12 protein-coding genes are annotated in these 13,686 nt (G+C 72.1%); 11 read left to right on the top strand and 1 reads right to left on the bottom strand.

The window, feature by feature from the left end:
• Positions 1–38 precede the first annotated feature (38 nt).
• From mqnC to LUZ64_RS21245, 7 genes are all read left to right on the top strand, one after another.
• Entirely contained in the window at positions 39–1,235 is a 1,197-nt protein-coding gene (mqnC, locus tag LUZ64_RS21275; RefSeq protein WP_095579721.1) for a cyclic dehypoxanthinyl futalosine synthase, read from the top strand.
• 8 nt (positions 1,236–1,243) lie between these two features.
• Positions 1,244–1,690 carry an imidazolonepropionase-like domain-containing protein gene (locus LUZ64_RS21270; RefSeq protein WP_095579720.1) on the top strand — a complete coding sequence of 149 codons (447 nt, stop codon included), beginning with the start codon at positions 1,244–1,246 and terminating at the stop codon, positions 1,688–1,690.
• A 536-nt stretch (positions 1,691–2,226) separates the two neighbouring features.
• Positions 2,227–2,925: a demethylmenaquinone methyltransferase gene (locus LUZ64_RS21265; RefSeq protein ID WP_095579719.1), complete on the top strand. Its 699-nt coding sequence runs from the start codon at positions 2,227–2,229 to the stop codon at positions 2,923–2,925.
• A 241-nt stretch (positions 2,926–3,166) separates the two neighbouring features.
• Positions 3,167–5,656: a zinc ribbon domain-containing protein gene (locus tag LUZ64_RS21260; RefSeq protein WP_232398684.1), complete on the top strand. Its 2,490-nt coding sequence runs from the start codon at positions 3,167–3,169 to the stop codon at positions 5,654–5,656.
• Between the two features lie 157 nt (positions 5,657–5,813).
• Entirely contained in the window at positions 5,814–7,097 is a 1,284-nt protein-coding gene (locus tag LUZ64_RS21255; RefSeq protein WP_087927506.1) for a geranylgeranyl reductase family protein, read from the top strand.
• Positions 7,098–7,265: 168 nt separating this feature from the next.
• Complete coding sequence (locus tag LUZ64_RS21250; protein WP_095581630.1) at positions 7,266–7,991, top strand: hypothetical protein; 726 nt, start codon at positions 7,266–7,268, stop codon at positions 7,989–7,991.
• Between the two features lie 285 nt (positions 7,992–8,276).
• Positions 8,277–8,909, top strand: a complete 633-nt coding sequence (locus LUZ64_RS21245) for a hypothetical protein (protein WP_095581631.1) — start codon at positions 8,277–8,279, stop codon at positions 8,907–8,909.
• A 91-nt stretch (positions 8,910–9,000) separates the two neighbouring features.
• On the opposite strand, the gene LUZ64_RS21240 is transcribed toward LUZ64_RS21245, so the two are convergent.
• Positions 9,001–9,852: a C40 family peptidase gene (locus tag LUZ64_RS21240; protein ID WP_095581632.1), complete on the bottom strand. Its 852-nt coding sequence runs from the start codon at positions 9,850–9,852 to the stop codon at positions 9,001–9,003.
• A gap of 728 nt (positions 9,853–10,580) precedes the next feature.
• On the opposite strand from LUZ64_RS21240, the gene LUZ64_RS21235 reads away from it, so the two are divergent.
• Genes LUZ64_RS21235 through LUZ64_RS21220 form a run of 4 tightly spaced genes read left to right on the top strand, consistent with a single transcriptional unit; the run spans position 10,581 to position 13,603 of the window.
• On the top strand, positions 10,581–10,940 hold the full coding sequence (locus tag LUZ64_RS21235; protein ID WP_058047631.1) for an NADH-quinone oxidoreductase subunit A: 360 nt from the start codon (positions 10,581–10,583) through the stop codon (positions 10,938–10,940).
• Positions 10,941–10,953: 13 nt separating this feature from the next.
• On the top strand, positions 10,954–11,508 hold the full coding sequence (locus LUZ64_RS21230) for a NuoB/complex I 20 kDa subunit family protein (RefSeq protein WP_095581633.1): 555 nt from the start codon (positions 10,954–10,956) through the stop codon (positions 11,506–11,508).
• The gene (locus LUZ64_RS21225) at positions 11,505–12,281 is read left to right on the top strand and encodes an NADH-quinone oxidoreductase subunit C (RefSeq protein WP_095581634.1); all 777 of its coding nucleotides are present in this window, start codon (positions 11,505–11,507) and stop codon (positions 12,279–12,281) included. Before LUZ64_RS21230 ends, LUZ64_RS21225 begins: the two co-directional genes overlap by 4 nt.
• Positions 12,281–13,603 (top strand): NADH-quinone oxidoreductase subunit D, encoded by a 1,323-nt coding sequence (locus LUZ64_RS21220; protein WP_095581635.1) that lies wholly within the window; start codon positions 12,281–12,283, stop codon positions 13,601–13,603. The genes LUZ64_RS21225 and LUZ64_RS21220 overlap by 1 nt, the downstream gene beginning before the upstream one ends.
• Positions 13,604–13,686: the final 83 nt, after the last annotated feature.

Below are 13,686 nucleotides of genomic sequence, written 5' to 3'. Positions count from 1 at the left end.
GAACCGTCGTGTCAAACCCCCTCCGAAGGGACGCCCCGGTGACCGAGAACGCCGACCTCCAGTCCGTCCTCGACCGCGCCGCCGCCGGTGGTCGCATCACCCCCGAAGAGGCGCTCGACCTGTACCGGTCCGCGCCGCTGCACGCGCTGGGCGCGGCCGCCGACGCCGTGCGCCGCAAGCGCTACGCGGGTGTCGAGCACATCGCGACGTACATCATCGAGCGCAACATCAACTACACGAACTCCTGCGTCACCGCGTGCAAGTTCTGTGCCTTCTACGCCCCGCCGAAGAGCGACAAGGTCTGGACCCGTCCGCTCGACGACATCCTGCGCCGCTGCGCGGAGACCGTCGAGCTGGGCGGCACGCAGATCATGTTCCAGGGCGGCCACCACCCGGACTACGGCGTGGAGTACTACGAGGAGCACTTCTCGGCGATCAAGAAGGCGTTCCCGCAGCTCGTCATCCACTCCCTGGGCGCCTCGGAGATCGAGCACATGTCGCGGATCTCCGGCGTGAGCGCCGAGGAGGCCATCCGCCGCATCCACGCCGCGGGCCTCGACTCCTTCGCGGGCGCGGGCGCCGAGCTGCTGCCGGAGCGGCCGCGCAAGGCCATCGCGCCGCTGAAGGAGTCCGGTGAGCGCTGGCTGGAGATCATGGAGATCGCCCACGGCCTGGGCGTCGAGTCGACCTCCACGATGCTGATGGGCACCGGCGAGACCAACGCCGAGCGGATCGAGCACCTGCGCATGATCCGTGATGTGCAGGACCGTACGGGCGGCTTCCGCGCCTTCATCCCGTACACCTACCAGCCCGAGAACAACCACCTCAAGGGCCGCACCCACGCGACGATCTTCGAGTACCTGCGGATGATCGCGATCGCGCGGCTGTTCCTCGACAACGTCGCCCACATCCAGGGCTCGTGGCTGACCACGGGCAAGGAGATCGGCCAGCTGTCGCTGCACTACGGCGCGGACGACCTCGGCTCGATCATGCTGGAGGAGAACGTCGTCTCCTCGGCCGGCGCCAAGCACCGCTCCAACCGGATGGAGATCATCGATCTCATCCGCAAGGCGGGCCGGGTCCCGGCGCAGCGCGCCACGACGTACGAGCACCTGCTCGTCCACGACGACCCGGCGAACGACCCGGTCGACGACCGCGTGGTGTCGCACCTGTCGTCGACGGCGATCGAAGGCGGCACGGCGCACCCCGAGCTGAAGCTCGTCAGCTCCAACTGAGGCCCCCTGTGCTGACGCTTCACACCGCGCCCGCCGTGCGCCCCGCCTGGGACGCCGAGCCGGTCGCCGACGGCGCCGTGGCCGTGGAGGGCGACCGGATCGCGGCCGTCGGGCCGCTCGCGGAGCTGCTGGAGCGGTTCCCGGCCGCCCGGGTGCGGCGCTGGCCGGGCACGCTGGGCCCGGCGCTCGTCCACGAGGGCCCGCTGCCGGACGCGCCGAGTCCGCGCGAGCGGGTGCACGAGGTGCTGAAGCGGGGCGGCGCGGCCGTGCTGGCCGGGCACGCGGACGAGCCGGGGCTGCGGGCGGCCGCGGGCCGGGTCGGCGTGGCGGTCCTGGAGCGGTCCCGGCCGGTGTCTCTCGCCGAGGGCGGCCGGGCGGATCTGGCCGCTTTCACGGAGGACGGCCGGTGCGTCGCGACGGTGCTGGCGGGGCGTCTGGTGCACCGCCGGGCCTGAGGGTCCCTTGCCGTCCGGTGTACCGCCGGGCCTGACGTTTCCCCTGGGCCCCGAGCGGGCCGGACCCGCCGTCAGCCGTTCGTGTCAGTGATCCGTATCAGCGAACCGCGTCAGCGAACCGCGTCAGTGTTCCGCGTCAGTGATCCGTAAGGACGGCGTCCCCGCACGTCAGGGCGGCATTAAGAGGAGCCTCTCCTACCGCTTTCGCCCGCCAGGATGAGAACCGCGGGGACGGCCGCTTCGGCCGCCTCGCGATGCGAACCGTGGAGGACCCTGGCAACCGCTGGACGCCGGGTCGCAAGGGCGCGCACCGCCGACCGGGGGGTTGGGCGGGTGCCGGGGGGCGGGGGTCCCCGGGACGGCGCAGTCGGCATCGTGAGGCGGCCACCCTCGGGGGGTGGGAAGCGGCCGGACCCCGTCCAGAGCGTCCACGGGCCTTGGCCGGAGCGCCCGTCCGGGCACCGGATCCGCCCCCGCGGGGGACCCGCCGCGCCCCCTGCGTGCCGCGCCGGAGGCTCCCCGTGAAGAATGGGGGAGTGACCCGAGCATCCCTGGACAAGCAGCCGCACGAAGTCGCCGCGATGTTCGACGACGTGGCGGCCAAATACGACCTGACCAACGACGTGCTGTCGCTGGGACAGGCCCGCTCCTGGCGGAAGGCCGTCGCACGGGCCGTCGACGCCCGGCCGGGCGAGAAGGTCCTGGACCTCGCGGCGGGCACGGGCACCTCGTCGATGCCGTTCACCGCCGCCGGCGCGTACGTCGTGCCCTGCGACTTCTCCGTGGGCATGCTGCGCGAGGGCAAGAAGCGCAACCCGTGGCTGCCGCTCACCGCCGGTGACGCGACGCGGCTGCCCTTCGCGGACGGTGTGTTCGACGCAGTCACCATCTCCTTCGGGCTGCGCAACGTCCAGGAGACCGACGCCGCGCTGCGCGAGATGCTGCGGGTGACGAAGCCGGGCGGGCGCGTGGTGATCTGCGAGTTCAGCCAGCCGACGTGGGCGCCGTTCCGCACCGTCTACAGCGAGTACCTGATGCGCGCGCTCCCGCCGGTCGCCCGGGCCGTCAGCAGCAACCCCGACGCGTACGTCTACCTCGCCGAGTCGATCCGGGCCTGGCCCGACCAGCCGGCGCTCGCCGCGCGGCTCCAGGACGCGGGCTGGTCGAAGGTCGCGTGGCGCAACCTCACCGGCGGTGTCGTCGCGCTCCACCGGGGGACCAAACTCCCCGCGTGACACCGGCGTTCCCGGGTTCCCGAAGGGGCCTGAGGGGTGCCCTGGGCGGGCGCCCTGAGGGGGCCTTCAAGGGGATCCGAGGGATTCCGTACGGGGCCCGGCGGTGCCCAAAAGGGCTCAGCCGGGCTTTCGGGACACGGGCCGCGGGCCCGTCCCCGCAGTTGTCATGGGCAGGGCGCGCCGAATCGATACGATCATGCTCCCCCCACCGCACGACACTGCCCGAGCCCGGGAGCACCCTATGCCGTCGTCCTGTCCTGCCTGTGGTGTCGCGTCCACCGCGGACGCGCGCTTCTGTATGAAGTGCGGGCACGAACTCGCGCAACCGGCCGCGGCCGCCGCCCCGGCCCCCGGTGCCGCGAGCGCCGCCCCCGTGGCCCCCGCGATGCCCGCCGGACCCCCGAGACCGGACCGGCCACCCGTAACCGGCGGCCCTCCACCCTTCGCCCCGGGGCACGCGCCGGGGCACGTTCCCGGCCAGGCCCCGGGTGCGCCGGTCCCGCCCGGGGCCGCCGCGCTCTTCCTGCGGCGCGCCTTCGGCGGCGGCTGGGCCGGCTCGGCGCGGGCCGTGCTGTGGCCGACCGGGCTGCTGCTCGTCCTCGCGCTCCTCGCGTCGCTGCCCGACCCCGACGCCTACGCGGAGGTGGGGCTGCACACCTGGAGCGACCGCTTCCAGAGCGCGCTCGCCGTCCTGATGCAGGGCCTCGGGGGCACCCTCGACTTCGAGACGAAGCGCGGCGGCGGGCTCGTCACCCTCTTCATCCGGGGCAACGGCTCCGTGTCCGTATGGCCCTTGACGGTGACGCTGCTGTGGGCGGGCGCCCTGGCCGTCGGCGCGCGCCGGCTGCGCCGCACCCGTCCGCCGGGCACCGGCGGCGGACCCGAGGACACCCTGCGGATCGCGCTGCTGAGCGCGGTGGCGGTACTCGTGCTCGGCCTCGTCGGCCAGCCCGACCTCGACGGCCTGTCCGTCTCCACGACCCCCGTCCTCGCCGCTCTGGGCGGCTGTGCGCTGGCCGCCGCGGTGAGCGGCGCGGTGCTCTGCCGCGACGAGCTCGCCGCGCGCCTGGGCACCGGCGCGCAGACGGCCATGCGGGCGTTCGGCACGGCCATGCGCGCCCTGGGCCTGTCGGCGGCCCTGGGCGGCCTCGTGATGTTCGTCGTCCTGGCGGCGCACTCCGACGAGGGCGCGGGCTGGGCCGTGGGCCCCTCGCTGCTGTTCCTGGCCAACATGGGCCTGATGGCGCTCGGTCTGGCCTGGGGCGCCGACCTGGAGGGCAGCGCGACCGACCGCGGCACCCAGGAGACCGGGACCTTCGGCCTCTCCGACCTCGGGCACGCCGCCGGCGGCTGGGCACAGGCCGGCGCGCTGGCCGGGGGCGCCGCCTGCGCCCTGATCCTGGCCCTGCTGGTGGCGCGGCGCTCCGCCGACCGGCGCGAACAGGCGCTGGCCGGCGGCTTCTTCCTGGCCGCCTTCTGGCTGCTGTCCTTCGTGGCCGGCTTCTCGATGAAGATGTCCGCGGGCACCACGTTCGGCTTCGGCCGCACCCGCTCGATGGACCTGGACTACGGGGCGGACCAGGGCGAGCTGCTGCTCTTCGGGCTGCTGTGGACGGCCGGCGCGGTGCTGGTGGCCGCGTTCCTCTTCCGTACGGACCGGCCCGCGGGACCCGGTGGGTTCCCCGGCCTCGCGCCGGGGCTCGCGCCCGGCTTCTCCGTACCGCCGATGCCGCAGGCCGTCCCGGGCGCGCCCGCGGCCGTCCCCGGCGCGCCGGCGACGCCTCCGCTGCCCGTCACGCCCCCCGCGCCCCCCGCGCCCTTCGCGTCCCCCGCGGCCGCCGCGCCTGTCACACCCGGCATGCCCGCCGCGGCCCCGGCACCCGCCGCCGGCCCCGTACCGCCGCCGTCGCTGCACCGCTCCGGCCCCGGCACCGGCTTCACCACGCTGCCGACGGCCCCGCCCGCCTCCCGGCGTTCCCTCAAGTGGGTGGCGATAGCCCTGGCCGCCTTCCTCGTCGGCGGATCGGTGGCCGGTGGCGTGCTGCTGACCCGGGACAAGGGCGGCAAGCACGACAAGGCGGCCACGCAGGAGGACCGGTCCGAGCTCGACCCGGCGCCGTTCGAGGCGCCGCCCTCGCCCGGCCCCTCCGCCTCGCCCCTGCCGTCCCCATCGGCGAGCCCGTCCGCCTCGCCCTCGGCGAGCCCCTCGGAGAGCGCGTCGGCGAGCCCCTCCGAGAGCGCCTCCGCCTCCCCTTCCCCCTCCGGCTCCCCTTCCGGACCGGTGCTGCTCCCGGGCGGCTACGAGAAGGTCAGCGACCCGCTCGGCTTCAGCATGGCGATCCCGGGCGCCTGGCGCCGTGACGACAAGGGCGGCGGCCAGATCGACTACGCGTCCCCCAACGAGGACGCGTTCCTCCGGGTGGGCGTGCTCAAGAACAGCGGGCAGAGCTCGTACGACCACTTCGGCGAGCTGGAGAAGACCGTAAGGAAGAAGCCGGGCTACAAGCGGGTCGCGCTGGAGAAGAACACCTTCCAGGGCCGCCCCGGCGCCCGCTGGGAGTTCACCTGGACCGAGAAGGACACCGGCCGCACGATGCGCGCCGTCGACCAGGCGTATGTGACGGAGTCCGGCACGGAGTACGCGGTGTTCTACCAGGGCTACGACGACCGCTGGTCCGGCGGCAAGGTCTTCGAGACGGCCCTGGAGCACTGGTCCGTCGACCGCGAGTGAGCCGGCGCCGGGGCACGGCCCGGCCGTGACCCGGCCGGGGGCGCGTACGGCATGGGCGACCCTCATCTCCCCGCCGTACCCGCCCCCATAGACTTCTCGTGTCCGGTGCCCGGCCTGACCGGCGCACGCACACCGCCGAGCTACGGGAGTCCCCACCGTGACCGAGTCCCCTACCGAACACAGCGCAGATGTGATCGTCGTCGGGGCCGGCCCGGCCGGCTCCACCACCGCCTATTACCTGGCCAAGGCGGGCCTGGACGTCCTGCTGCTGGAGAAGACGTCGTTCCCCCGCGAGAAGGTGTGCGGTGACGGCCTGACGCCGCGCGCCACCAAGCAGCTCGTGGCGATGGGCATCGACATCTCCGAGGAGGCCGGCTGGCTGCGCAACAAGGGTCTGCGCATCATCGGTGGCGGCGTCCGCCTCCAGCTGGACTGGCCGGAGCTCGCCTCCTTCCCGGACTACGGACTGGTCCGCAAGCGCGACGACTTCGACGAGCAGCTGGCCCGGAACGCCGAGAAGGCCGGCGCGCGGCTGTACGAGCGCTGCAACGTGGGCGCACCCGTCATCGACGACCGCACGGGCCGCGTCACGGGCGTCCACGCCAGGCTCGGCGAGGAGAAGACCCCGGTCACCTTCCACGCCCCGCTCGTCGTGGCCGCCGATGGCAACTCCACCCGCCTGTCGCTCGCCATGGGCCTGCACCGGCGCGACGACCGTCCGATGGGCGTCGCCGTGCGCACGTACTTCACCTCGCCGCGCCACGACGACGACTACCTGGAGTCGTGGCTGGAGCTGTGGGACCGGCGTGGCCCGCAGGACCGGCTGCTGCCCGGCTACGGCTGGATCTTCGGCATGGGCGACGGCACGAGCAACGTCGGGCTCGGCGTCCTCAACACCTCCGACTCCTTCAAGGAGCTGGACTGGCGCGAGGTCCTCAAGGCCTGGTGCGCCTCCATGCCCGAGGACTGGGGCTACACCCCGGAGAACATGACCGGCCCGATCCGCGGCGCGGCCCTGCCGATGGCCTTCAACCGTCAGCCGCACTACACGCGCGGCCTGTTGCTCGTCGGCGACGCGGGTGGCCTGGTCAACCCCTTCAACGGCGAGGGCATCGCGTACGCGATGGAGTCCGGGCAGATCGCCGCGGACGTCATCACCCAGGCGCACGCCCGCGCCTCGTACGCCCAGCGCGAGCTGGCCCTCCAGCGCTACCCGAAGATCCTCAAGGACACCTACGGCGGCTACTACACGCTCGGCCGCGCCTTCGTGAAGCTCATCGGCAACCCGAAGATCATGAAGCTGGCCACGGAGCGGGGTCTGACGCACCCCCTGCTGATGAAGTTCTCGCTGAAGATGCTGGCCAACCTGACCGACCCGACGGGCGGCGACGCGATGGACCGCATCATCAACGGGCTGAGCAAGGTGGCCCCGCGGTCCTGAACGCGCAGGTCATAGGGCATCCGGGGCCGTCGAGCGGGACGATTCGGCAAGAGATTCACCCATTCGGGTAACTTTCATGCCGTTTCGGTGTGTTGGCTTTACGGAAAACAGTGAGTGGAGCCAGTTCCTCGCGGGGTGGAGCGGCTCTCTCCTGGAGGGGATCCGCTCATGTCGCACGACACTCCCAGAACGTCCCACCGTGACGTCCGCCGCCGCGCCGGGCGATTCGCCGTGGCGCTGGCGCTGGCCCTGCCCGCCGCCGTCCTGGCGACCCCGGCGCACGCGGCGTCGTCCTGCGTGGTCAACGACGTCCCCATGACGGGGCCGGTCATCAACGGGACCGAGCAGGCCGACACGATCGCCTGCTCGTCCGTGGCCGCGGGGACCCTCGTCGACGCCCTGGGCGGCGACGACACCATCGTGCTCAACGGCCGGGTGGACGGCAGCGTCCGCGCGGGTGACGGCAACGACCGCGTCGCGCTGGGCAGGAGAGCCGAGCTGACCGAGCGCGGCGAACTCGACGGCCAGCGGGGCAGGGACAACTTCGACCTCGGCGGCAAGGTGCTTGGCGCCGTGCGCGGCGGTCAGGACGCGGACCGCTTCCTCGCCGACAAGACCGTCACCATGGGGCCGAGTACCGACCTCCGCGGTGCCAGGGGCGCCGACGTGATCGATATCGAGATCCCCGTGGTCGTCCGTGGCCTGATCGAGGGCGTCGAGGACGACGACCGCATCACCGTCGAGGGCACCGTCGCGCGCGACGGCCGGGTGCTGGGCGGCACGGGGAACGACGACATCCGTGTGGGCGAGAACCGCGGCGTGGTCGACGGCGGCCCGGACACGGACCATTGCGTCGTCACCGTGGGCAACCCCCCGGTCAACTGCGAGTCCTGACCCCGGGCCTCGCGCCCTTCCCCGGGCCCGTGCCCTTCTCCGGGCCCTCCGGACCCCCTGTCCGTCCGACCGGAGAGGAGACCGTTTGCACAGCGAACAACCGGCGGCGGGCAGCCGCCACATATCCCCGCCCGTCGTGCGAACAGCCCCCGCACGGCGGGCGGTTCCCTGCCCGGGTTCACCCCTTTGTGTGGCCTATATATCGCTTTGAGGAGAGGGCTTCAGGGGAGGCTCCGGAGGCGGCCGGGCCTCGTCGGCGCCGGAGCCGCGTCCGGGGAGTCGACGGTGAAGGGGCCGGTGGCCGTGCTGTACGCCAGGAGAGACACCGCACGACGCGTTCGTCCGGCCGTCCGCCGCGCCGTCCTCGTGGCGGCGCCCGCGCTGACGGTGCTGCTGGCCCTGGCGGGCGCCCCGCCGGCGGCTCCCGCGAGGGCCGGCGGCCCCACGGTCTGCACGGTCGACGGCGTCCTCCGGCCGGGGCCCGATGTCGTGGGCACCGCGTCCGCCGATCGCATCGAGTGCTCCTCGGTGGCGGCGGGGCACTCCGTCGAGGGGCTCGGCGGCGCCGACACCCTCACGCTCACCGGGGCCGTGGAGGGCGACGTCCGGGGCGGGCCGGGCGACGACACCGTGCTGGTCCTGCCGGGCGCCGGGCAGGCGCCCCGCGCCGGTCTCCACGGCGACGAGGGGAACGACACCATCCGGATCGCGGACGGTGTCGAGGTGTCAGGGCTGGTCGACGGCGGCGAGGGGGACGACAGGATCGTCGTCCGCGGCACCGTCACCCCCTCCGGCCAGATCTTCGGGGACGAGGGCGACGACGACATCCACGTCCACAACAACCAGGGCTTCGCCGACGCCCGGCCCGGCGCGCGAGACGTCTGTGTCGCCGACATGGGCAGCCCCTGCCCGCGCTGACGGCCCGCCGGCACGGCGACCCCGGACACGCCGGAGGCCGCCGTCCCGAGCGGTGGGAGCGGCGGCCTCCGGTATTGCCGGTACGGGCGGGTCACATGACGCGGACGGCACCCGTGGGCGGGGAGTAGCTGAGGTCGCGCTCGACCACACCGGTGCTGGGGTTCTGCGCGCCGATGAACTTGCCGCCGCCGATGTAGACGCCGACGTGGTACGCGCTGCCCGCGGAGCCCCAGTAGAGGATGTCGCCGACCTGGAGGTTGCCCAGCCCCACCTGGGTGCCGAAGGTCGACTGGTCCTGCGAGACGCGCGGGAGGTCGATGCCGATCTGGCTGTACGCGGCCATGACCAGGCCGGAGCAGTCGTACGAGGACGGGCCGGTGGAGCCCATCACATACGCCTTGCCGACCTGCGCCTGGAGGAAGGAGACCAGGGTCGCGGCGCTGCCGGTGCCGGTCTGCGTCTTCGAGCCGGTCGAGGTGGAGGCGGCCTCGGCGGCGTCCTCGGAGGTGCTCGAGGCGGACTTGGCGCTGAGGGTCTTGCGCTCGGTGGCGCGGGAGGCGCGGGCCTGCTCGGCGTCGCGCTTCTCCTGGGCCTCGGCGGCCTTCTTCTCGGCCTCGGCCTTGCGGTCCGCCTCCTGCTTCGCCTTCTTGGCGGCGTCGCGGGCCGTGTCGGCCGCCTTGTCCTGCTCCGCGCGGACCGTGTAGTCGAAGGCGGTCTGCTGGGTGGCCACCGCGCTCTGCGCGATGGAGGTGGCCAGGGTCGCGTTGACCGCCGGCATCTCCATGGTCGACTCGGTGGGCTTCTCGGCGGCGGTGGCCGAACCGGCACCCGCGACGGCCAGCGTGCTGAGGACGCCACCGGCGACACCAGTGCGGACGACCCACGACTGGGTGGCCGTACGACGGGGCTTCCGGTGGCTGGTTATCTGCGCATTGGGGGACATGCAACAACGGACTACCAGTCCGCGCAGGTTGAGTTCAACAAAAGTGACGTGCGCCACAATTGGCATGTGCGTGCCGAGAATTCGGGCATTTGATCACGGGGACGTCACGGCCCCGGCCGGGCCGCCGATCGTCAACAGGCGCCTCAGCATGGCGTTTGGCCGCCGAAAGGGATCACTGGCCGCTCTATCACTCTTGCGGCTCACATGTCGAGGCTACCCACGGAATCCGCACTCCGAACCTCTTGTCGCGTGGCGCAGCTCACGCCCCGCCCGCCTCGTGGGTGCGCTCGTGAACCGGATCGCGAGCCGGTGGCCGGGGGCGGCCGGCGGCTGTCGCGGACTCACTCGACGGCCATCCTTTATCACTTGACGGTCCGTAAGGCGAATTTGTGTGCAGGCGGCATCGCTTGATAAGGCCACACGCCTCCCACCTGCGCCAGAGCCCCGGGATGTCACCTCTGGTGATCACTCGGGCGCTTCGCGTACGAAGATCGCCGCTCATCCGACTTGATGATCGTTCGTCAGGTGGTGGAGATCACAAACACGGTGGCGCACCCCGTGTCGCAGATCACAGGCCGACGGGCATAGGATGCGTGCGACCCGGGCTTGTGAACTGCCTCACATATGGGTGATCTTCGCGACGATCGCCCGCGAGCTCCCAGAGGGCGGTGCGCCCGCCGGGGTCCGGTAAGCCGGCAGTCAGCGTCGACTGGAAGGAGCGAGGAGCGGTGAACGCCTACGCGCCCATCCTCGTACTGGGAGCCCTCGGGGCAGGCTTCGCGATCTTCTCCGTGGTCATGGCCTCGCTCATCGGGCCCAAGAGGTACAACCGCGCCAAGCTCGAGGCCTACGAGTGCGGCATCGAGCCCACCCCGCAGCCCGCCGGCGGCGGGCGCTTCCCGATCAAGTACTACCTGACGGCGATGCTCTTCATCGTCTTCGACATCGAGATCGTCTTCCTCTACCCCTGGGCCGTCACCTTCGACGCCCTGGGGCTCTTCGGGCTCGTGGAGATGCTGCTCTTCGTGCTCACCGTCTTCGTCGCCTACGCCTACGTCTGGCGCCGCGGCGGCCTGGAATGGGACTAGGGGGCACCACGCAATGGGACTCGAAGAGAAGCTGCCGAGCGGCTTCGCGCTGACCACCGTCGAGCAGGCCGCCGGCTGGGTGCGCAAGTCCTCCGTCTTCCCGGCCACCTTCGGACTGGCCTGCTGCGCCATCGAGATGATGACGACGGGCGCGGGCCGCTACGACCTGGCCCGCTTCGGGATGGAGGTCTTCCGCGGCTCCCCGCGCCAGGCCGATCTGATGATCGTGGCGGGCCGGGTCAGCCAGAAGATGGCGCCCGTGCTGCGGCAGGTCTACGACCAGATGCCCAACCCCAAATGGGTCATCTCCATGGGCGTCTGCGCCTCCAGCGGAGGCATGTTCAACAACTACGCGATCGTCCAGGGCGTCGACCACATCGTGCCGGTCGACATCTATCTGCCCGGCTGCCCGCCGCGCCCCGAGATGCTGATGGACGCGATCCTGAAGCTGCACAGCAAGATCCAGGGCGAGAAGCTCGGCGTGAACCGCGAGGAGGCGGCCCGCGAGGCCGAGGCGGCGGCCCTGGCGGCGCGGCCCCTGATCGAGATGAAGGGCCTGCTGCGGTGAGCGACCCCAAGAGCACCCCGAAAGGCACCCCGGAGAACTCCCCGGGCCGGAACGGCGTGAACCCCGACAAGGACGTCAACGCCCAGAACCTCCCCGGCCAGCGCGGCGACCATGGCGAGGCCATCCGCGTCCAGCGCGGCATGTTCGGCGCCCGCAACGGCGGCGACACCTCCGGCTACGGCGGCCTCGTCCGGACCGTACGGCTGCCCGGCGACACCCCCCGCCCGTACGGCGGCTGGTTCGACGAGGTGGCGGACGAACTGGAGGGCGCCCTGGAGGAACAGGGCCTCGTCCCGGCGAACGCCGTCGAGAAGACCGTCGTCGACCGCGGCGAACTCACCTTCCACATCGCCCGCGAGCACCTGCCGCGCGTCGCCCGCACCCTCCGCGACGACCCGGCGCTCCGCTTCGAGCTGTGCACGGGCGTGAGCGGGGTGCACTTCCCCGAGGACAAGGGACGCGAGCTGCACGCCGTCTACCATCTGCGTTCGCTCACCCACAACAGGCTGATCAGGCTGGAGGTCGGGGTCCCCGACGCCGACCCGCACCTGCCCTCGGTCGTCGACGTCTACCCGACCAACGACTGGCACGAGCGCGAGACGTACGACTTCTTCGGCATCGTCTTCGACGGCCACCCGGCACTGACGCGGATCATGATGCCCGACGACTGGCAGGGCTTCCCGCAGCGCAAGGACTACCCCCTCGGCGGCATCCCCGTCGAATACAAGGGCGCCCGGATCCCGGCTCCGGACCAGCGGAGGTCGTACACCTGATGAGCACATCCCACGCGAGCCCCCGCGACACCACCGAGGGCACCGTCTACACCGTCACCGGCGGGGACTGGGACGAGATCGCGTCGGCGGCCCGCCGGGCCGACGACGAGCGGATCGTCGTCAACATGGGCCCGCAGCACCCCTCCACGCACGGTGTGCTCCGGCTCATCCTGGAGATCGACGGCGAGACCGTCACCGAGGCCCGCTGCGGCATCGGCTATCTCCACACCGGCATCGAGAAGAACCTCGAATACCGCAACTGGACGCAGGGCACCACCTTCGTCACGCGCATGGACTACCTCACCTCGTTCTACAACGAGACGGCGTACTGCCTGGGCGTGGAGAAACTGCTCGGCATCGAGGAGCAGATCCCCGACCGCGCCACGGTCGTCCGCGTGATGCTGATGGAGCTGAACCGTCTCTCCTCCCACCTGGTCTGCATCGCCACCGGCGGGATGGAGCTCGGCGCCACCACGATCATGATCTACGGCTTCCGGGACCGCGAGATGATCCTGGACCTCTACGAGCTGATCACCGGCCTGCGGATGAACCACGCGTACGTCCGGCCCGGCGGGCTCGCCCAGGACCTGCCGCCGGGCGCGGTGGACGCGGTGCGCGAGTGCGTCAAGAAGATGCGCCGGAACCTCCCCGAGTACGACAAACTCGCCACCGGCAACCCGATCTTCAAGGGCCGGATGCAGGACGTCGGCTACCTCGACCTCGCCGGCTGCCTCTCGCTCGGCGCGACAGGCCCGATCCTGCGCGCCGCCGGCCTCCCGCACGACCTGCGCAAGGCGCAGCCCTACTGCGGCTACGACACCTACGAGTTCGACGTCCCGACCGCCGACACCTGCGACGCCTACGGGCGGTTTCTCATCCGCCTGGAGGAGATGCGGCAGTCCCTGCGGATCGTCGAGCAGTGCCTCGACCGGCTGGCGCCGGGCCCGGTCATGGTGGCTGACAAGAAGATCGCCTGGCCCGCGCAACTGGCCCTGGGGCCGGACGGGCTCGGCAACTCCCTCGACCACATCAAGAAGATCATGGGCACCTCCATGGAGGCCCTGATCCACCACTTCAAGCTGGTGACGGAGGGCTTCCGGGTGCCGCCCGGCCAGGCGTACGCGGCGGTGGAGTCACCCAAGGGCGAGCTGGGCGTGCACGTGGTCAGCGACGGCGGCACCCGCCCGTACCGGGTCCACTTCCGCGACCCGTCCTTCACCAACCTCCAGGCCATGGCGGCGATGTGCGAGGGCGGCCAGGTGGCCGACGTCATCGTGGCCGTGGCGTCCATCGATCCCGTGATGGGAGGCGTCGACCGGTGAGCGACGCACGCGCGGCCACCGGGCCGCGGCCGACCACGATTGCCGCACCTCCGCGCCGCGCGGGCGGAGAAGCGAACGAGGGG

Origin of the sequence: Streptomyces albireticuli, from assembly GCF_021228125.1 — a bacterium.
In the GTDB taxonomy this organism is placed as follows: domain Bacteria; phylum Actinomycetota; class Actinomycetes; order Streptomycetales; family Streptomycetaceae; genus Streptomyces; species Streptomyces albireticuli.
The sequence above is the reverse complement of the archived record's forward strand: the minus strand, read 5'-3'. Positions and strand labels throughout refer to the sequence as shown.